The sequence below is a fragment of the Anaerobacillus sp. ABA4_114 genome (assembly GCF_056159065.1).
This window is the reverse complement of sequence record NZ_JBSWUM010000001.1, coordinates 358743-377594: the sequence shown is the minus strand read 5'-3', so window position 1 is coordinate 377594 and position 18852 is coordinate 358743. Positions and strand designations below refer to the sequence as shown.

Below are 18852 nucleotides of genomic sequence, written 5' to 3'. Positions count from 1 at the left end.
AGAACGTCGTTTATACTATTTGCTACCTCATCCAAAAGTCCTGCATGAAATAAAAATAAAGGAAGCGCCGCAGCACTCCCTTTAGTATTTCTTTATTTTGAAAGCTTATTAAATACGTCGTCACTTACAGCACCAGTTCCACCAGTTACTGTGAAGTCGTAAGCTTCTAGATCAGCAATTGCTTTTTCAGTCGCTTCAGGAAGCTTGTTTGGTTGTACGAGTAGGATCGATGCATTTTGCTTCGCTGCAAGTACAGAGCCTGATAGCGCATCTGCAAAGTCCATGCCAGTTGCTACGAATACGCGAGCTGATGGATTTAGATCAGTGGCAATTGTTGCAGCTGTGCTGAAACGGTCTTTCCCAGCATAACGAGTTGCTTTTGGAAGCATTCCTTCTACTTCTTCACTAATCACACCAGTTCCACCAGCAACGATCGACATATCGACGTTCGTAAGAGCACGCTTCGTTACATTAGGAAGCTTATCGTCTTCTGATAATAGGATCGGATAGCCGTTACGTGCTGCGTATGATGCGATGGAAAGCGCATCTGGGAAGTTCATTCCGTTTGCTACAACCGCTTGCTCAGGAGAACCACCCAGGCGTGCTGCGATGTTTGCTGCTGTATCGAAACGATCTTTTCCTGAGATACGTTCAACGTCGATTCCAAGACCTTCTACTTGGTATTCTACGTAATTACTTACCGCACCTGTTCCACCTAGAATGACTACGTCCTTAGCACCAAGACGTTTGATTTCTTCTTTTACCTTTTTATCAAGAGAATCCTTACCAGTAAGCAAGATTGGAGCATCTAGTTCATATGCAAGTGGAGCACCAGCAAGTGCGTCAGGGAATGCATCGCCACGAGCTAGAACGACAGTGTCTGCACTTACCCAGCCAGCTTTAGAAACTTCTATCGCCGTGTCATAACGGTCTTCACCAGAAAGACGTGTTGCTTCTTCTTCAACGATTCTTGCTTCTTGACCCATTTCGATCGTTTTACCGTCGATGTATTCAACAAAGAGTTCGTAGTCAACGAAGAAGAGCTCTTCCATACGGCCTTCTTCAGCTGCTTCACCCATTACGGTGTAGCCATCTCCACCAGTCGCCATGAAGGAGTTTGTTGCAACTGTGTACGTTGCATTAGGGTCGATGTCTTCGTAGCCTTTTTCAGTTTTCACATTCACATCTAGGATACGTTTACCTACTTCTGCTTCTTCATCGTACGAGTACATGATGCCAGAAACTTGAGGGAAACGTCCTTGGCCGTCTTCAATACCACTAACACCGTGCTCAAGAGAATCGATGATTTCTTGACCAGTCAAGTCAAGCGTTACAAGGTTGTTACCGAATGGCATCGTCGTCAGTACTTCACCCATCGTAATCGGTCCTTCATCGATGGAAGCACGGATACCGCCACCGTTTTGGATTGCGATCGTCGCATCAGTAAAGTCTTGTGCTTTAGAAAGCATTGCGTCTGTGATCAAGTTTCCAAGGTTCGTTTCACCAGAACGTACTGTGTCGCGCTCACCATCAAGAAATACGTCTGTATGACCAACGACTTCTTTTTCAATTTCTTCTAGTGGCTTCTTCAACTCTTCATAAAGCTTCTGAGCTTCAGGATCTGGTTCCATCGTTCCTTTGTAATCAACGCGTATGAGGTTTTCGTCCCAGTCAGTGAGGACACCGTTCGCATCGAAGCTTACTTGAAGGTCACCTAGGTATTTGCCGTATTCAAACGCTTGTACTACCACTGTTGGCTCTTCGTCTTCATTCACCACAATGCCCTCCGGAAGCTCAGTGTGGCTGTGTCCACCAACGATAACGTCGATCCCTTCAACTGCTTCAGCAAGATCGACCTCTGTGTTTTTTCCAAGGTGAGTAAGAGCGACGATCTTGTTGATTCCTTTCTCTTCAAACATTTTCACCATTTCTGCAGCGTGCTCCTGATGATCTTCAAACGTTAGCGTATCTCCAGGGCCAGAAAGTTCAGGTGTCGCTTCTGTTGTTAGACCGAACACACCGACCTTTTCACCATTCACATCGAGGATAACAGCTGGGTAGATCGTACCACCGTCTCCAGGTGTACCAACTTCATTTTTGTAAAGAGGGTTAAGGTCTTCATTCTGACTGTAATCGATGTTTGAGCTTACGATTGGAAACTGAGTCTTTTTCACGAACTCAGAGAACGTTTTAGGTCCTTCATCGAATTCATGGTTACCAGGAACCATTGCATCGTACTCCATCATGTTCATGAACTGAACGTCAGCAAGTCCTTTGTATTTATTGAAGAAAAGCGTACCAGAAAATACATCTCCACCATCTACTAGGATCGAGTTCTCGCGATTTGCACGAATGTCTTTGATCGCAGTCAAACGTTTTGGAGCGTTTTCGAGGTGAGCGTGCGTGTCGTTCGTGTGCATGATCGTTAAGTCAAAATTCCCTGTAGCCGCTTCAGAAGGTGTTGCTGGTGCCGCAGCTGCGATTCCCATCGCAAGGGCAGCAGATGATAGTACTGCGATAAATGGCTTCTTCATGTTCATATGGTAAGACACTTCCTTTTCCTTTTATTAAGTATGATAGATTGCTAGTTGGGCGGGGCACTGCTCTCAGCACGTACCCCCGCTCCTATTACTTATTCAGTTGATTCATGACGTCTTCACTTACAGCACCAGTTCCACCAAGAATGCGGAAGTTCATGATGTCGAGTTCATCGATCGCAGTCTGTGTCGCTTTTGGCACTTTATTTTGTTGAACGAGAAGCATAACTGCATCTTCTTTTGCAGCGAGTACAGATCCAGTTAGTGCATCCGCAAATTCGCTTCCAGTTGTGATGAATGCTTTGTTCGTTGGTCCGACAAGATCAGTCGCAATCGTTGCTGCAGTCGCGTAGCGGTCGCTTCCGCTATAGCGCTTTGGTTTAGGAAGCTCGTTAAATACGTCTTCACCGATCGCGCCTGTTCCGCCGACAACGATCGTTTCGTCGATGTAACGTAGAGCTGTTTTTGTAGCTTTAGGCAATTCGTTTTTACCAGTTAGTAAAATCGGATAGCCTTGCTTCGCTGCGTATGAAGCGACAGCAAGCGCATCTGGATAATTGTAGCCATCAGCGATGACAGCTTTTGCTGGGTTACCGTCAAGACGTGCTGCAATGTTAGCAGCTGTTTCGAAACGATCTTTCCCTGAGATACGTTCTGCTTTCATACCAAGACCTTCAATCTGGTATTCTACGTAATTTGAAATCGCGCCTGTTCCGCCAAGAATAATAACTTTTTCAGGCGATAGACGATCAAGCTCAGCACGTACATCTGCATTCAGTTTGTTCTCAGGATTTAAGAGGATTGGAGCATCGTACTTGTAAGCAAGTGGTGCACCTGCAAGAGCATCCGGATACGTGTCACCGCGAGCGATCACAACTGTATCTGCCTGCTCCCAACCTTCTTTTGAAACTTCGATCGCTGTTTTGTAGCGATCTTCCCCACTCGTACGCTCAACTTTTTTACCAAATTGGATCTGAGCTAAAACTGGATCGTGATCACTCGCGCGCCCATCAGCTTCACTAAAGTCTGAGTTGATGTTAATGCTGTCGATCGCCGTATGTTTTGCTAGATTGTTTGTTACGAGAATATGGTCGAGAACTTGAGAGTTTCCTTGATAGATGTACGTGTAACGCTGTTCAGGAGAAAGTTTCTCCATCATATTCGTTAGTACATCGCCTTCAAGCGTGTTGATCGGATCAGAGAACTCAAAGTCGTTCAAGTCGCCTAATACGATTACATTCGCATCTTCCATCGTTTCGACTGCACTGTTAACGAAGTCATTGATAACAGTTGCTTGTTTCATACGCTGAACTTCACTTCCAAGAACGACAGGGTGTTCGCTACCGAATAGTCCGCCGTCTCCACCTTTAGAATTAAAGTGATTAGCGATGACGATTACCTTTTCACCGTTGAATGTAAATTCTCCAGCGAGTGCTTTACGAGAATCGTCGAACGCTTCGTTCGTTGGATCGATACGCCCAGGGTTATGCGTAAGGCCATCTTTGTCGACACCGACAGCAGTCGTTGCATCTCCAGCAGGCTTGTCTGAGAAATCAACCCGATCAGGATTGTAGATGAATCCTACGCGGATGTTTCCTCCTGGCTGCCCACCATCTGTTTTATCAAGTGGTGCGATATCTGCGAATTCATACGTTGGGCCGCCAGCTGTTTCAATCGCTTTGATCAGCGCTTTGTAAGATTCACTTGCATCTGTCGTGCCATCGTCAGTCGGACCGTTGTTATCTTGTACTTCAACAAGGCCGATGATGTCCGGTGTTTTCATGTTTGAAACGATCGACTCTGCAATTTTTTCTGCTTTATCTGTTTGAGGAGCACGGAAGTTTTCGATGTTGTATGTTGCTACCGTAAGCTTCTCTTCTGAAACTTCGATTTCAGTCGTTTCTCTTTCAACTCCACCGTCGATCACGGATGGGAATGTACCCGTCGGACGAATTTTGAAGTTGCTATAGTCATAGCTAACGTTACCTAGAATAGAACCATCGAACATATCTCCCGTTTTTACAGTAACGTCGATTCCATCAACATCGATCAGCATGCGTTCAGGGTTGTAATCTTCTGGTGAGATTAAAAGCCCGTCAGCGCGCGTACGCAGTTGATCGTCGCTTGTATTTACGAAAACAGGAACTTCATCATATTTCTTTGGTCCAGAAATCGTTGCATCAGGAATCTCGATCAGCATTCCTTCTAGACTTTCATAAAAATCTAATCCGTCTGTTTCGGGATCAAATGTTGTCATACCGTCATCTTCAATGTTTTCCGTTGGAGGCGTGCGGTCTGTTCCAATTACGATCGGAGCAGGTACCTCTTGATCAGATGAAACAACAGTGACGTTAGATGCTGAGATTTGAGTTGTTAATAGATCTTTTGCATCATCATATCCATCTTCTCTCCACTCGGAGACTTTACCGTCAACGGATACTTTGTCGCCAACTTTTACAGAATTACCTTTGCTATAAACAAAGATTCCTTCTGATGTTGCGATGCTTTCGTCAGGCGTTTCACTCTGCATGTAGAAGCCGTTCGCACCAGCTTTCGCTGTTACGATTCCTTGTACCTGTGATACTGGCTTGTCCTTATAAGGAGATTCGTGTCCAGCACCTTGGATATCATGAATGTTCAGTTTGTCTGCTGGCTTCAGTACTGTGTAGCTGAACGTTCCGACTTCGCTTGTTCTGCCATCTTTTGAAGCGATCGCTTTAATCGTTGTATCTTTTGTAAGTGTGATCGGTGCTGTATATTCAGTGCTTTGGTCTGTTGGAGTTGAACCATCCATTGTGTAATGGATTTTTGCTCCTTCAGTTGCCGTTTCAAGCGTCACTTTCGTTCCTTCTGTTACTGAACCAGCACCAGGGCTAGCCACAACTGAGAAAGCGTTTTCAATGATGTCTGATGAGCTACGGAAAACGAGCTTGTATTCACCAAAGTCATAGTTGATGACGCCACGAAGAATCTCGTAGGTTTTCCCTATCTCAAGGTTTTCTGCATTAGGGTTATCGATTTTGAATTCGCCAACAGAATCAGTTGCATTAAACTCGCCATATCCTGCGTCTGATTTGATCGTAACGTTTTTAAGTTCTACGAATTCTCCTTCAACGGCTTCACCGTTTTCGGCTGTTAGATTACTAGATTGGATCGATTGTGGTTGTGGAATACCTGCATTTTGCGTCGTAATTGCGATATTTGAAGAAGTTGTGCTGATCTGTGCCATACCTTTAAAATCACTCAGGCTGCCCTCTACAGTGACTTCATCACCAGGGTTTGCTTTGATTCCTTCAGCACGCACGATGATTCCAGCTGTGTTGTCTTGGATGTAAAGGTTTGTACTGCCTCCAGCGAGAAAGGAAGCTGTTGCAATCCCTTTTACTTTCACTGCTGAACCGACTGCTTTTGAACGTGCATCAGCAATCGTAGAAAGTTCTACTGGTTTTGGATCAGTTCCACCATCTGATAGGTGAGAACCGAGGTAAGTCGTTGTGTCTTTTGCGTAGGTTGTCCATTCTGCTGAAGCATCGAATGCGTCGTTCGGGTTCGTATCGCCTGACTTAATGGAGTCGTTACGAACGAGGGTAACGTCTTTTGCGAAATCTGCATTATTGCCGATTTGCCCCAAAGAATCAACGATCGTGTCATTCTTTTTCAGTACTAACGTATCGTTCCCGTTAAAATTCGTAACGGATTGATTCGTAGTATCGGCCTGATCGAGAATCACTTGGTCAGCGTTATCGTGGGAAAGTACATAGACTTCTCCATCTGCTAACGTACCATTTAAGGTTTCAGAATACTTAGCAGGTGCTTCCCCATTCGTATAGAGTTCTAGCTTGTAGTCAGTTAAATCTATTGAACTCCCTGTACCGTTGTAAAGCTCTACTGCTTTGTTAAAACCTCCGCCCTCTATGTATTCAGAAATGATAACATTCTGAAACGTCTCTTCAGCAGCCGATGCATACTGAGAAACAGGAGCAGCGAAAAAGCTCAAAATCATCGAAAAGATCAGCAAGAAGCTAATCGTGTGACTCGAAGACTTCCTTTTCAACTTATATCCCCCCGGAATTAGTCAGATTATGGCGAAAATTATCCGCCTCTTGCAGTATACAATAAAATCCAAGAAAAATCTGTAATTTCCATGTAAATTGTTTGTTGAGGGAGACGAGATCTGGACCTGACCCTAAACAAAAAGAAACCACCAGATCGATGGCTCGATCTAGTGGTATAGGGGAAGGTTTATCTTCTTCTCTTTCTCATCTACCCTGAGGGCTACTAGCCACCATGCTCTTGTAGGGAGATGGGCTTGAAGATCCTAGAGGGATCACTGCGGAGGTACTGAAGGGTAATCGGTTTATAGAGGTTGGGTATAAGCAATTAATCGTAGTGATGCTAGAGTTCGTTCAACACCGCTTCAAAGGCTGAAACTCCTGGATAAGGTTCATACCCATCCTCTATCGAACAGCCTGGTATCTGTTCAGATAGCGCATCACTACGCGGAAGCATGAAAACGTTTCGATTGTGCTTTCGTGCAAAGCGGGCGGTGGACAGTGCACCACTTTTCACGCCAGCTTCAATGACAACTACGTGACTCGACCACGCACTGATCAGCGCATTTCGCTGTATAAATTGCTTTGGAATTGGACGTGTTCCAGGTGCGTACTGAGAAATCACGGCTCCTTTTTCAATAATCGCTTCGTAGAGCGAGCGGTGCTCTTTCGGATAGCAATGATCGACCCCACTTGCAAGGAAAGCGATCGGTACACCACGATTTACGAGGCAGCCAACGTGTGCAGCTCGATCGATTCCTTTCGCTAGTCCGCTGATCACAGGAATCTTTCTATTAGAAAGTGTGTACGAAAGTTCTTCGGCAGCCCGTCTTCCTTCCTCTGTACAATTTCTAGAACCTACGATTGCTACAGAAGGAGTGAATGAACGTATAAGGCCTTTATAATACAATAGTGCTGGTGACTCCGGTAAATCTTTAGCATACGACGGATAAAGGGGGTCATCCCGGGGCAAAAGCCAGATTTCTTCTTTTTGAGCACGTTCAAGAATACGCTTACAATCTTCGAGTGACCGAGCCTCTAAAACAGCTTCCCGGACACGCTGAGAAATTCCCTTCACTTCTTGCAGCTCTAAAGAAGAAGCTTCATAGATTTGCTCAGGACTTCCAAATGCGGTCAGTAGTTTCTTTTGAGAAACAGGACCTACATTTCGGATTGAACAAAGCCAAATCCAATGCTCCATTCTTGTCTTCTCTTTCTTTATGGATTTTTAACTACATCTTTTGAGAATGTGTTTTAGGGACTGCTATTTTCTTCATAGCTGATCGGATATATGATCCCTGGCCTCTAACTATGGTTTTTGCTACCTTTCTAGGAGAATATGTATGCGGGATCTACGAGCAAATCCTTTATGTATGAAAGATGAGCACCATAACGACTCCAGACATTGTTGGATGGAAAACCATCTCATTGACTAGATACAGGTATAATGATTAACTTAGGTGGTTTCCATACAAAAGGGAGTCAAGCAGCTCAGATGTGTAGCGGGTTTGAAGTACGTGTCTTTAGTCATATTTCTTATTGGAATTGCTGGCGTTGATGATTTCATGATTTCACCTGGTGGGTAATCGAAGGTTTCGATGGAGAGTTGCACATGGTTCGTCATGAGGCAGTATACGTGTAACGGAAAGCGGTAAAAACTTAGAAACTTTGTAAATCCTTCCACTTGTTAGACTGATACTTTTCGATTCCTTCGGCAATCGATATGATCCTTCGCCTCCTGGAAATCGAGTCATTCGAAATGCGGTTTTAAGAGAGGAAGATGGGGATTTTATACTATTGCGTGGTCGATAGTTGTAGTATATCACTTTCTATAATTTGGGAATAGTAAAATTTTAAAATATTTGGAAATATTTTAAAAAAAAAGAATGGAAAGGGAGTCAGATACGCATCTGACCCCCCTCGAAAACTTATTTACTGTTCTATCATTTCCCTCACGACTTCTTCGCTTACTGCGCCTGTTCCCCCTAGTATTGTAAACTCATTTGCTTCCAAATCTTTAATCGCTTGCCCGGTAGATTGTGGTAGTTTGTTAGGTTGAACCAGGAGCATCGCTGCATCTTGTTTTGCTGCAAGTACTGATCCAACTAGTGCATCTGCAAAATCCATTCCTGTTGCGATAAACACATGCTGTGATGGATTCAGTTCAGTTGCTACTGCAGCTGCTGTACCAAAACGATCTTTACCAGATACACGTTTAGGTTCAGGTAGTTTAGAAAGAACGCTCTCGCCGACTACCCCAGAACCTCCAACTACAATCGAAGTGTTCATAGAATCGAGCGCTTTTTGTGTAGCGGATGGTACTTTGTCTTTTAATGTGAACAGGATTGGGTTCCCGTGTTCTGCTGCATACGACGCTGCAGACAATGCATCTGGGAAATCTAGACCATTCACAACAACAGCTTGATCAGCTGCTCCCATACGGGCTGAAATATTTGCTGCAGTTTCAAAACGATCCTTTCCGCTGATGCGGTCTACTTTCACATTAAGACCTCGAAGTTCGTATGCAACGTAATCGGATACTGCACCTTTCCCACCAAGAATGATGACTTTCTTAGCTTTCAGGCGTTTGATTTCTTCTTTTACAACGTTTGTTAAGCGATCCTTTCCAGTTAATAAGATCGGGGCATCTAGTTTGTAAGCATACGGACCACCTGCAAGCGCATCTGCGAAGTCGGTTCCGTTAGCTAAAACAACTGTATCTGCTTGATCCCAGCCTTTCTTTGAGATCTCAACAGCTGTTGAGTAGCGGTCTTTTCCGAACAAACGGTCTGGCTCTGCCAGCTCCCCTCCGCCCGATGTAACCGTCCACGTGTATTCTTTCGTGTTCTTCGCGATCGCGCCACCATCATTGTTAAAGATCTCAGACTTGTTCTCTTCCGATGGTTCAATCGTGATTGGGATGTTGTTTTCCCCATTTTCAAGTTTCACTTCATGGCTGAACGACATATCGTCATTCACTGTTACATTTTCACCATTAATCGTTAGAACGCCTTCTTTGATCGCATTTCCTTTGAACGTGACGGTGTCACCATCTACTTTTGCACCGTTTTCTGGTGCATCGACAACGACCGGCATGTCGATCCATCGAAGAATTTCATCTTCAACGACCATCTTGTTGCCACCTTGATTAGTGACAGTGATGCTTAAATCCGTCCCGATCGCACCATAACCATAGTAACTAACGTCGTCGTCCGTCTTATCAGAACGTGTATGATCCGCTAGACCTTCTTGATCCCACGATTCACCTTTCGCGTACTTGTACGTTAAGATCGTGCCTTCAGGGAATGTTTTGGTAAGTTCCCAATCAGCTGTAACCGCTCCGTTACGTGACATTTCCCACGCACTCGTGCTCCATCCGTTCTCACTGCCTGGCATCGTAACCTTCGCGCTTAGCGGCGTGTAATCCGGAGCATGAACTTTGAACGTCACATCGACCATGACGATATCTGGTGTAATCGTTACGGCATTCGAAACCGTTTTGTTTCCTGAGCGGTCGTATGCCACTACTTTGTACTCATACGTTTTACCATTCTCAACAGCAAAGTCTGTGTAGCTTACTTTTTCTGCATCATTCAGTCTCTCGATAACGTTCCCATCTCTTTCAATGGCAAAAAGATAAGGGTCGTCCGCGCCACTGAGGCTCCAGTTCAACGTGACTTGTCCAGACTCTTTTAGCGGTTCTTCAAGCGTAACTGACTCAGCAGGCGCTTTTGTATCATTCTGGTTTTGCGACAACGTCACTTCTTCTACGTTCGTCGATTTCCACGTTTCACCACGATCTGTTGAAAATGCAAGGCGGTATTGGTATGTTCCAGTTTCAATCGGGCGGAAGTCAGCCGTGAATAGGTTATATGCATTTCCGTCCCCACTTTGTCCTTTATAGGTCGCTTTTGAATCGGTCCATTCGCCGTCTTGCTTCACCTGTAACTTCGCCGTCAAGCCTTGAGCTAAACCTGATTCAGTCGCGCCGTCAATTTTTACTCCTGCTTCGATCTTAAATGTGTTGGAAAGATCGAGCACACCGTCTTCGATTTTATTAACATCTGTCAGATCATAGCTTCCATCTTTCCACTCATAGTGCGGAACTGCTGCTTTTGTCGTTTCAGTCAAAGGTGATTCATTTCCTTCACCATCTACTGCCGTCACAGCAAAGTAGTACGACTGACCATTTGTTAATCCATCGATGACGATCGATGTTTTATCTGTCGTCCCCACTTCTTCGAACATCGCACCTTGTAAAGTAGATCGATAGACTTTGTACTGCGCTGCGTCCCCCGTCCAGCTAAGCTCTACATTTCCTTCTAAAGCTTTCGCATTAAGGTCACTTACTGGTTTTGGAAGCTCAAAGTTCTGGCCGCCATCAGCGATCAGCATGCGTCCTGTCATCGCAGGTACAGTCACGCTCATCTTGCCGCTTTTTACAGCTGTACTGTAGTCCTTCGCAAGTCCGTCGGTGAACGAAATATTGTTCTTTACGATACCTTCTACGTCTAACTCAACTGTTTTGTTATCGTTTCCGCGATTCACCGCGACCACTGCTGCACCTTCCGCATTTGTACGGGCATAAACATATACATCGCCATCAGCATGTAACGTTTTTAGATCTCCATATGCGAGTAGATCGGCATTCTCTGATCTTACCTCACCAGCACTTTGATAGTGCTTCACTAACGCTTCGTTTTCTTCACCCCATGGATACGTGCGGCGATCGTCAGGGTCTTTAGATCCTGTTACTCCCGCTTCATCACCATAGTAGATCGTCGGCGCGCCTGGGTACCCCATCTGAAGCACTGCCGCTAGCTTGAGTCGCTTTACCCCAAGCTCATGATTATAGTTCGGATCGAATTCAGCACGCTCATACGTGTCTGTCCCACCACCGAGGATATACACAGCACGAGGCGTGTCATGAGATCCCATCAAGTTCATGAGAGCACGAAACGCTTCATCAGGATAGTCCTCCTGCACAGCCTTCAGCTTCTCATCTGCACTCGCAGCGTTACCATTTTTCAAGAAGTCTAAAATCGCTCCTTCAAAACGATAGTTCATAACCGAATCATACTGATCTCCAAGAAAATACTTAGACGCATCATCCCAGATTTCTCCGAGAATCAATGGTTCTTCTCCTTCTTTAAGCGTTGCACCCGCGCCTGCAATGCTGTCTGATTTCAGCTCATCGCGGAATTCACGCCAGAACTCCATGTCCACTTCGTTCGCTACATCGAGTCTCCACCCGGATGCACCGTTTGTGATCCAGCTTTTCGCTGCTGAATCGTCGTCATACATGATGTAATCCGAGAATTTCTGGTTGTTAAGTTCACTCGCATAATCGACGGCATCGCCCTCGATGCTTTTAATTTCAGGAAGCGAGTCATAACCCCACCACGCCTGATAATCGTAGCGTTCGTTTCCGTTCTCATCCGTCACGATTTCATTTTTAATATTAAACCAGTTGTGAAAACCATATTCATCATTGAATGTCTGGCCTTCTTCTTCAAGCTGTTTACGTGCTTCTTTTTTCGCATCTTCTTCAGACAGTCCCTTATCATTCATAAGATCATAGATTAGAGACCAATACTCGTACGCGCCAACAACGTCATATTTTCCGTAACGATCAAAATAGATCGAATCATCACCTACGTGGTTAAACACCCCGTCCATGATCAGATGCATGTCGCGCTTCTCAAGCTCTTTTGTGAATGCCTCAAATTCTTCAGGTGTACCGAACAATGGGTCGATATCCTTCCAATCCGTTGCATCGTATTTATGGTTCGATGCAGCTTCTGCGATCGGATTGAGGTAAATCGTATTAACACCTAACGATTCGATGTAATCTAGCTTTTCATGAATCCCTTTCACGTCACCGCCAAAGAAATCATTGCTCCAGATTCCATCTCCTTCATATCCAGAACGATCAGCTAACCTCGGATTATCAGGTAGCTCATCCCATTCTTTATGTTCGATCGGCTCATCACCACGTGCATATTTCTTTGCATCATCGTTCTTCTCATTTCCGTTATAAAAACGATCAGGGAAAATTTGATATACGACTGCTTCCTTCATCCAATCAGGCGTTTTGAAGCCAGGGTCAAACACAGTTAGTTGATACAGTTCTGCGTTTGCATCGGTCGCTTTTCCTTTCGATCCCTGCTGTGTATCTTCACCATACTCAGCTTTTGCCGCACCATCACGTACAATAAACTTGTAGCCATAAAGACCTTTGACTTCTGGCTTTACGTCTGCCTCAAAAAAGTCCATTCCGTCAGAAGTCGCCGCTTTTTCCATCGGAACAAGCTTACTTGTACCCGTATTTTGATTCTTGATATACAATTCTGCTTTTGTTAGATCATCCTTTTTGGCTGAAAGACGAAGCGTAACGGTTTCGCCTTCTTTTACAGCACCAAACGGAGCTCGGTAAGTTTCTTCCCAGGAGTTATGTAGAAGTTTTTCTTTGTTGATCGCTCCATCAGAACCCTCAGGGCTATAATCAGAACTAACATTTTTCGTTTCAGCGTTAAATTGGAACGTGATCGTTGCATCAGCAATTACGTTTAGTGCAACGTTATTCGAAGGATACTCTTCGCCCCAGTCGCTTCCTAACACAACTTTGTATTCATAGTTTCCTTTTGGAACATCTGCAGTGTATGTGTAAATGTTATCGAAATTATCATCGGTGAATAACGCAGTCGATGTTTTGGGACTCCACTCATCTCCAGCATCGATCGCAGGCTGGATAGAACCTACTAATCTCGGTTGTTTTTCATCGGAAATTTTACTGTAAAAAGTGGAATCTGCTATTGCATGCGTGCCATCATGGTAATAGAACGTTACTTTCGATGCTTCAGAAAGCTCTAGCGGAATGTTTCCTCCATCTTTCCCATAGCTCTCCCCCCAAGATTGATTGATCGCAATCTTGTATTCATACTTACCAGCAGGAAGCTCTGCCGTAAATTCATAGAATCCATTCCCTTTGTCTTCCATGATCGTTTCAGATGCATCAGGCTTCCAATCAGCTTCTGCACCTAGCTCATCTTGGAGATCACCGACTAGTGTAACGGTACGTTTCGCATCCGCATCGCCGATTTGAAATTCGCTGTTTTCTCCTCCATTAGAATTGAGAGGATCCTTCATCCATTCACCATCGACGATAAACTTGTACTGGTGCATTCCGTTCGATAGATCATCGACTTTAAGGCTCCAGACATCTCCCTCACCTTTCGTCATCTCAAGAGCGCCGTTTTCCCAATCCGTAAAATCACCAGCGACTTTGACAGACGTCTTGCTACCGTCTCCCTGATAGTTGAACGTTGCGCTCGATCCTTCGATTACCGGACTCGTAAGCGTTGCAGCTTCGACACCCGGCATTGCTCCTGCCAGCAACTGCAACACGAGTACGATTGCTAGCGACAAAGAAAGCCGTTTTCGATTACGCCGTTTCATCGATATCCCCCTTTAATTTAAATCTACAGTTTGTGAAACCGTTTGCACAAAAACGTTAGTGAAATCGATTGCGCAAAGTTGCACAAAAACCATCTCACTAAATAAGCAAACGCTTTCAAACTTATGATGCCACAGGTTTGGCAGGTAATCAACTCCTTTTGGTTAAATGTGCTAATTTTCATACATTTCGATAGGTAATTCGTCTGGATCTTGAAAAAAGGTGAACCGCTTCCCTGTTAACTCGTCTACTCTAATTTCTTCAACGCTAGTGACACCTTTCCTTCTAAGCTCCTGTGCAGCCCATTCGATGTCGTCCACTTCAAATGCAATATGCCGAAGTCCACGTGCTTCCGGATAGCTTGGGCGCAGAGGAGCGGAATTGAAGGAGAACAGTTCGATTCGCGTATGCTCTCCAACCGCTAGATCAAGTTTGTATGACTCTCTTTCGTTCCGGTACGTTTCTTCTAATACCGTTAATCCCAGTACATTCACATAAAAATCTTTCGAGCGTTGATAATCTGAACATATGATGGCAACATGGTGTACCTTTTTAAACATCTTCGATCACCTCTATACTAACTTAGCGACGGTTCGTTCTTACGTCAAGCTACAGAAGTGACTCCGCTCCATCAACGTACATCGCTGTTCCCGTCACATGACTGGATGCATCTGAAATGAGAAAATAAACGACATCAGCGACTTGTTCAGGCTTTCCTGCTTTTTCTTCTAACGGGTGGCTACCTTCTGGATACTCTACAGGTATTTCAATTTCTTTAACACTTTCCTTTTGATCCGTATTTTCATCGATATTGGTTTCGATCGCTCCAGGACAAATCGCGTTCACTCTTATGTTATAGTTCGCTAGTTCAAGCGCAGCCATCTTCATAAACGCAACTTGCCCTGCCTTCGATGTGCTGTATGCAGACATCCCGAAGTTCGAGAACGTTCGATTTCCATTGATCGAACTTGTGATGACCATACTCCCTCCGTGCTTCTTCATATATGGAACAGTATGCTTCACCATGAGAAACGTACTTCTCAAATTCGTTTGAATCGTTTGATCCCAATTGTCTACACTCATTTCTTCAATCGGTTGAAGCGTCCCGTTGATTCCAGCATTGTTAAAGAGATAATCGATCGCACCTGTTTTTTCGCTTACTTCTTGAAGCTTACTGACAACCTGGTCTTCATCAGACACATCGACTTCATATGCGAACGCCTCACCGCCTAGGGAGATGATCTCCTCTTTTACTTCTTCTACACGACTTTCTTCTACATCGAACAAACAAACTGTGATGCCTTCCTTTGCGAACCGCTTTGCAGCTGCTGCTCCAATACCAGATCCGCCACCTGTAATCACCGCAATTTTCTTCATGAATTTCCCTCCTCGTCTTCCTTCTATACCCATTCTTTCGGTGGGTCAGTCTAAAAAAATAACCGGCATCCTTTACGTTTCACTGTAACTATTTATGAAATGACAAAAAAAGTTGTTATAGCTTTCAAAAAACAACAAATTTCTTACCATTTTCGGACTATGATAGATGTATAACATCATTCGTTTACATAGGTCTAAAGTATCAGGTATCCTCCAGCAAAAAGGCACCCTACTTTGAAAGAAGTAGATCGCAAAGTTATCAGATCTAAGGGAGGCGTAAGATGTTTCCTAAGATGGCTGAACTACCTGGGAACATAGAGGAGGAGTGAGGATGGAAACAAGTGAAAAAGTGAGGCTCGATGAGGAATGGGTATTTCTAATTCTTACTGCGAAGGAATTAGGATTATCAGTGGAAGAGGTGAAAGCGTTTATTAAAAAGGAGGAAATAGTCAGGGATTCGAAGGAATGAGTGGAGGGCGATTAACGCTTTTGTTCTATTTACGGAACATACCCATACTGATATAATATTTAGTAACTGAGTATGATGTTGACGTATGGGAGGGTAAGACATGATAGGAGAGCAAGTAAAGAAGTATCGATTACGTAAAGGCCTCTCACTTTCAGAATTAGCTGAACGCGCTAGTGTAGCAAAATCCTATTTGAGTTCAATCGAACGAAACATACAATCTAACCCTTCTATTCAATTTTTGGAGAAGATTTCAGGAGTATTAGATGTTTCCGTAGAGGTACTTCTTCAAGGAGATAACCTCATCCATCAAAGCGAGTTGGATTCAGAGTGGAAAAAGCTTGTTAAAGAAGCGATGAATTCGGGAGTTAGTAAAGAACAATTCAAAGAATTTCTAGAGTTTAACAAGTGGCGTGCAAAGCAAGGAAGCGACAAATAATCGATCTGACACGGGAGCCTTAGGTGAAGGCTCTTTTTATTATGATTTACAGTAAAAAGAGCCAGTAGGCATGATAGAGTAATATCGCAGTATAAAGAACAATTGCGACGTTCAACAGCCATCTTATTAACCGCGTTTGAAAGTCATTCTTTATGCTTCCCATAAACACAAGTAAGATCGACAGTATGATCTTAAAACATAGAAAGACAGATGGATGGATACTAAATAATAGGTTCATCAGTGGATTCGCTTCTTCTATCACGTTGTTCTGTACGCCCCAGTATGTAATGACGCCATCGATGAAATTACAGCATGCCAAATAGTACATGATGGATTGAAGGGAAGACCGTGTATCCCTACTCATTCTGAGTTCGAGGAAATGATCTGATTCTTAATGATTTCACTTAATTCGTTATAAAGTTTCCGCTCGTCCTCAAAAAGCCACCTTCTATTTTCCTCCTGCAATTCGAGCTCCTTAATCTTTTTAAGAATAAAGTCTAAGTCACAGCGCCCTTTGTATTCATCGTTAATATAAAGTTTGCCGATCCTTTCATCGAGTGCAACGACTTTGACTCTCTTCTCTGTGATGTACGATACAAACGTGCGATCTCCAAGCTTGATCATCTAAATTCCCCCTTATTTTTTTGAGGAATTATCGAGGAATTGTCTAATCTCTTCCTTACTTAGCCCTAACTTCTTCGCTTTCGAAATAAGGTTGATCCACTCTAAGTCCAATTTTTCTCCACCATACGCTCTCATTTTCAACCTCCTTACTTTTTTCTCCATAATCCGACATTATAAAGAACGTTTTGTTCTTTATTTAGAATATAACTCTAATATAAGCCTATCAGATCGATTGTAAAAGACTGAAAATTCTTTATTTTATTTGTGTTTATGTGGAAAACCTAGCCTTTTCTAACCTATGCTTTATTTTTCTTATAATTCCATATATTAACGTTTTTAACTTAAGACTTTTGTTCTGTTTACAGAACATGATGTTCTTGATAAAATCGAATTATCAAATACTAACAAAGTTGAGGTATTGGGGATGATAGGTGAAAAGATTAAGCTTTACCGAAATCGCATGGGACTGTCATTAACTGAATTAGCGAAGCGAGCTGGGGTAGCAAAATCATACCTCAGTTCAATCGAGCGCAATCAACAGGCCAACCCCTCCATACAATTCCTCGAAAAAATCGCGGCTGTATTAAAGGTGCCTATGGATGTGTTCATTCATGAAGATGAATTCGAAGAAAGAGAACCCAATCTAGATCCTGAATGGCAGTCGTTGATCGAAGAAGCGATGCGGTCTGGCATCACGAAAGAAGACTTTGAGGAATTTCTCGAGTTTAGGAAGTGGCAATTAAACAAGAAAGGCTAATGAAAAACTCCCGCCTGGAGTGGACGGGAGTTTAACAACTTATTCAGCAGAATTCTCAGAGTTAGTGGATCCGTTGTTCGAAGCAGGTTCTTCCGTATTACTTCCGTTATTGGTCGTATTATTGTTTCCTTCTTCTTCTCCACCGCTACAAGCAGTGATGAGCATAACAGCTAGAAACGAAGTTGCAATTTTGGCCATGAATTTCTTATTCATTATCAAAATTCCTCCCTAACCAAGTTTGACCGCGGCTACTGAATAAGCGGTTGACCAAATCATAACAACAAAATTCTCCCATGTGTGGCAATTAACAGAGTCTCAATAAAGCCTTTAAATGCTTAACAAAATCGCACAACGTTTTTACAATTGAACTAAAAAAAGCACCTCGAAATTCGAGATGCTTGAAAGATCGTTATTTGAGGGCAAACATGATTTCCGCTTCCGCAGCAACTTCACCATCGACCGTCGCTGTCGCTTTTCCTTTGCCCATAGGTCCTTTAATACGGATGATCTCAACTTCTAAGCGGAGCTGATCGCCTGGCTTAACTTGTCTCTTAAAGCGGCATTTATCGATGCCTGTAAAGAAAGCAAGCTTCCCTTGGTTCTCTTCCTTCTTAAGCATAGCAACCGCACCGACCTGCGCAAGTGCTTCTACAATTAAAACACCTGGCATGACAGGGTAATCAGGAAAGTGACCGTTGAAAAATTCTTCGTTGGCTGTAACGTTCTTAATTCCGATCGCTCTCACTTCTTCCTCTACTTCAACGATCTTGTCGACAAGTAGAAAAGGATAGCGATGTGGAATGATCGATTTGATATCTTGAATGTCCATCATCACGAGTGCTCCCTTCTTTTACTCCGTTTCTTTCTTAACAATATCAGAGATCTTCACCCAGGTCTCTTTTTTGAAGACGTCTCCCGGGCTTCCTTCTCCGATGACCCCGTATCCAATCATAGCTCCTGCAGCCAGTGAAAAGGCAAGAAGGAGTACAACGAGAATAAGGCGCAGCCAAATCGGGATCAACCGAATTCTAGGCATACGCTCTTTTATTTTCTTATTCTTTGTCTTTTTCTCCTCATCATTCATGTTAATTTCTGAGGTTTCATTTACGTTTTCATGGTTGTTCGCCATCATGATAACACCCTT

The 18852-nt window shown here is 43.7% G+C and carries 15 protein-coding genes and 1 riboswitch; of the genes, 3 read left to right on the top strand and 12 right to left on the bottom strand.

Annotated features, from left to right (window positions below; all coding sequences use genetic code 11):
* Window positions 1–92: 92 nt before the first annotated feature.
* The 6 genes from ACXAEY_RS01895 to ACXAEY_RS01870 all read right to left on the bottom strand — a co-directional run bounded on the left by ACXAEY_RS01895 (window position 93) and on the right by ACXAEY_RS01870 (window position 15422).
* The gene (locus tag ACXAEY_RS01895) at window positions 93–2540 is read right to left on the bottom strand and encodes a cell wall-binding repeat-containing protein (protein ID WP_474810068.1); all 2448 of its coding nucleotides are present in this window, start codon (window positions 2538–2540) and stop codon (window positions 93–95) included.
* Between the two features lie 88 nt (window positions 2541–2628).
* On the bottom strand, window positions 2629–6591 hold the full coding sequence (locus tag ACXAEY_RS01890) for a cell wall-binding repeat-containing protein (protein ID WP_474810067.1): 3963 nt from the start codon (window positions 6589–6591) through the stop codon (window positions 2629–2631).
* A gap of 341 nt (window positions 6592–6932) precedes the next feature.
* Window positions 6933–7790, bottom strand: coding sequence for a DNA-processing protein DprA (locus ACXAEY_RS01885; protein WP_474810065.1), 858 nt, complete (start codon window positions 7788–7790; stop codon window positions 6933–6935).
* 731 nt (window positions 7791–8521) lie between these two features.
* Window positions 8522–14047 (bottom strand): alpha amylase N-terminal ig-like domain-containing protein, encoded by a 5526-nt coding sequence (locus ACXAEY_RS01880; protein WP_474810064.1) that lies wholly within the window; start codon window positions 14045–14047, stop codon window positions 8522–8524.
* 171 nt (window positions 14048–14218) lie between these two features.
* Window positions 14219–14605, bottom strand: a complete 387-nt coding sequence (gene gloA2 / locus ACXAEY_RS01875; RefSeq protein ID WP_270180344.1) for an SMU1112c/YaeR family gloxylase I-like metalloprotein — start codon at window positions 14603–14605, stop codon at window positions 14219–14221.
* A gap of 49 nt (window positions 14606–14654) precedes the next feature.
* Window positions 14655–15422, bottom strand: a complete 768-nt coding sequence (locus ACXAEY_RS01870) for an SDR family oxidoreductase (RefSeq protein ID WP_474810061.1) — start codon at window positions 15420–15422, stop codon at window positions 14655–14657.
* Window positions 15423–15635: 213 nt separating this feature from the next.
* Window positions 15636–15732: riboswitch (cyclic di-GMP riboswitch) on the top strand.
* Window positions 15733–15753: 21 nt separating this feature from the next.
* On the opposite strand from ACXAEY_RS01870, the gene sinI reads away from it, so the two are divergent.
* Together sinI and ACXAEY_RS01860 are read left to right on the top strand one after the other, a co-directional pair.
* Window positions 15754–15891, top strand: a complete 138-nt coding sequence (gene sinI / locus ACXAEY_RS01865) for a DNA-binding anti-repressor SinI (protein ID WP_270180346.1) — start codon at window positions 15754–15756, stop codon at window positions 15889–15891.
* Between the two features lie 100 nt (window positions 15892–15991).
* Window positions 15992–16327 (top strand): helix-turn-helix domain-containing protein, encoded by a 336-nt coding sequence (locus ACXAEY_RS01860; protein WP_270180347.1) that lies wholly within the window; start codon window positions 15992–15994, stop codon window positions 16325–16327.
* 46 nt (window positions 16328–16373) lie between these two features.
* On the opposite strand, the gene ACXAEY_RS01855 is transcribed toward ACXAEY_RS01860, so the two are convergent.
* The 3 genes from ACXAEY_RS01855 to ACXAEY_RS01845 are packed head-to-tail and all read right to left on the bottom strand — an operon-like array spanning window position 16374 to window position 17086.
* Complete coding sequence (locus tag ACXAEY_RS01855; protein WP_474810059.1) at window positions 16374–16691, bottom strand: DUF5658 family protein; 318 nt, start codon at window positions 16689–16691, stop codon at window positions 16374–16376.
* Window positions 16688–16951 (bottom strand): hypothetical protein, encoded by a 264-nt coding sequence (locus ACXAEY_RS01850; RefSeq protein WP_474810058.1) that lies wholly within the window; start codon window positions 16949–16951, stop codon window positions 16688–16690. Before ACXAEY_RS01850 ends, ACXAEY_RS01855 begins: the two co-directional genes overlap by 4 nt.
* Window positions 16952–16963: 12 nt before the next feature.
* Entirely contained in the window at window positions 16964–17086 is a 123-nt protein-coding gene (locus ACXAEY_RS01845) for an anti-repressor SinI family protein (protein ID WP_270180350.1), read from the bottom strand.
* Window positions 17087–17375: 289 nt separating this feature from the next.
* On the opposite strand from ACXAEY_RS01845, the gene ACXAEY_RS01840 reads away from it, so the two are divergent.
* Complete coding sequence (locus ACXAEY_RS01840) at window positions 17376–17708, top strand: helix-turn-helix domain-containing protein (protein ID WP_270180351.1); 333 nt, start codon at window positions 17376–17378, stop codon at window positions 17706–17708.
* A gap of 39 nt (window positions 17709–17747) precedes the next feature.
* On the opposite strand, the gene ACXAEY_RS01835 is transcribed toward ACXAEY_RS01840, so the two are convergent.
* From ACXAEY_RS01835 to ACXAEY_RS01825, 3 genes are all read right to left on the bottom strand, one after another.
* Window positions 17748–17921 (bottom strand): hypothetical protein, encoded by a 174-nt coding sequence (locus tag ACXAEY_RS01835; protein WP_474810055.1) that lies wholly within the window; start codon window positions 17919–17921, stop codon window positions 17748–17750.
* A gap of 196 nt (window positions 17922–18117) precedes the next feature.
* Window positions 18118–18540, bottom strand: coding sequence for a 3-hydroxyacyl-ACP dehydratase FabZ (gene fabZ / locus ACXAEY_RS01830; protein WP_224880227.1), 423 nt, complete (start codon window positions 18538–18540; stop codon window positions 18118–18120).
* Window positions 18541–18558: 18 nt separating this feature from the next.
* Entirely contained in the window at window positions 18559–18837 is a 279-nt protein-coding gene (locus ACXAEY_RS01825; RefSeq protein WP_474810053.1) for a DNA-directed RNA polymerase subunit beta, read from the bottom strand.
* Between the last annotated feature and the right edge of the window lie 15 nt (window positions 18838–18852).

Coding starts and splice junctions, on each gene's coding strand:
- ACXAEY_RS01895 (WP_474810068.1), bottom strand. CDS start 2,540: ATGAACATGAAGAAGCCATTTATCGCAGTACTATCATCTGCTGCCCTT.
- ACXAEY_RS01885 (WP_474810065.1), bottom strand. CDS start 7,790: ATGGAGCATTGGATTTGGCTTTGTTCAATCCGAAATGTAGGTCCTGTT.
- ACXAEY_RS01880 (WP_474810064.1), bottom strand. CDS start 14,047: ATGAAACGGCGTAATCGAAAACGGCTTTCTTTGTCGCTAGCAATCGTA.
- gloA2 (WP_270180344.1), bottom strand. CDS start 14,605: ATGTTTAAAAAGGTACACCATGTTGCCATCATATGTTCAGATTATCAA.
- ACXAEY_RS01870 (WP_474810061.1), bottom strand. CDS start 15,422: ATGAAGAAAATTGCGGTGATTACAGGTGGCGGATCTGGTATTGGAGCA.
- sinI (WP_270180346.1), top strand. CDS start 15,754: ATGGAAACAAGTGAAAAAGTGAGGCTCGATGAGGAATGGGTATTTCTA.
- ACXAEY_RS01860 (WP_270180347.1), top strand. CDS start 15,992: ATGATAGGAGAGCAAGTAAAGAAGTATCGATTACGTAAAGGCCTCTCA.
- ACXAEY_RS01855 (WP_474810059.1), bottom strand. CDS start 16,691: ATGAGTAGGGATACACGGTCTTCCCTTCAATCCATCATGTACTATTTG.
- ACXAEY_RS01850 (WP_474810058.1), bottom strand. CDS start 16,951: ATGATCAAGCTTGGAGATCGCACGTTTGTATCGTACATCACAGAGAAG.
- ACXAEY_RS01845 (WP_270180350.1), bottom strand. CDS start 17,086: ATGAGAGCGTATGGTGGAGAAAAATTGGACTTAGAGTGGATCAACCTT.
- ACXAEY_RS01840 (WP_270180351.1), top strand. CDS start 17,376: ATGATAGGTGAAAAGATTAAGCTTTACCGAAATCGCATGGGACTGTCA.
- ACXAEY_RS01835 (WP_474810055.1), bottom strand. CDS start 17,921: ATGAATAAGAAATTCATGGCCAAAATTGCAACTTCGTTTCTAGCTGTT.
- fabZ (WP_224880227.1), bottom strand. CDS start 18,540: ATGATGGACATTCAAGATATCAAATCGATCATTCCACATCGCTATCCT.
- ACXAEY_RS01825 (WP_474810053.1), bottom strand. CDS start 18,837: ATGGCGAACAACCATGAAAACGTAAATGAAACCTCAGAAATTAACATG.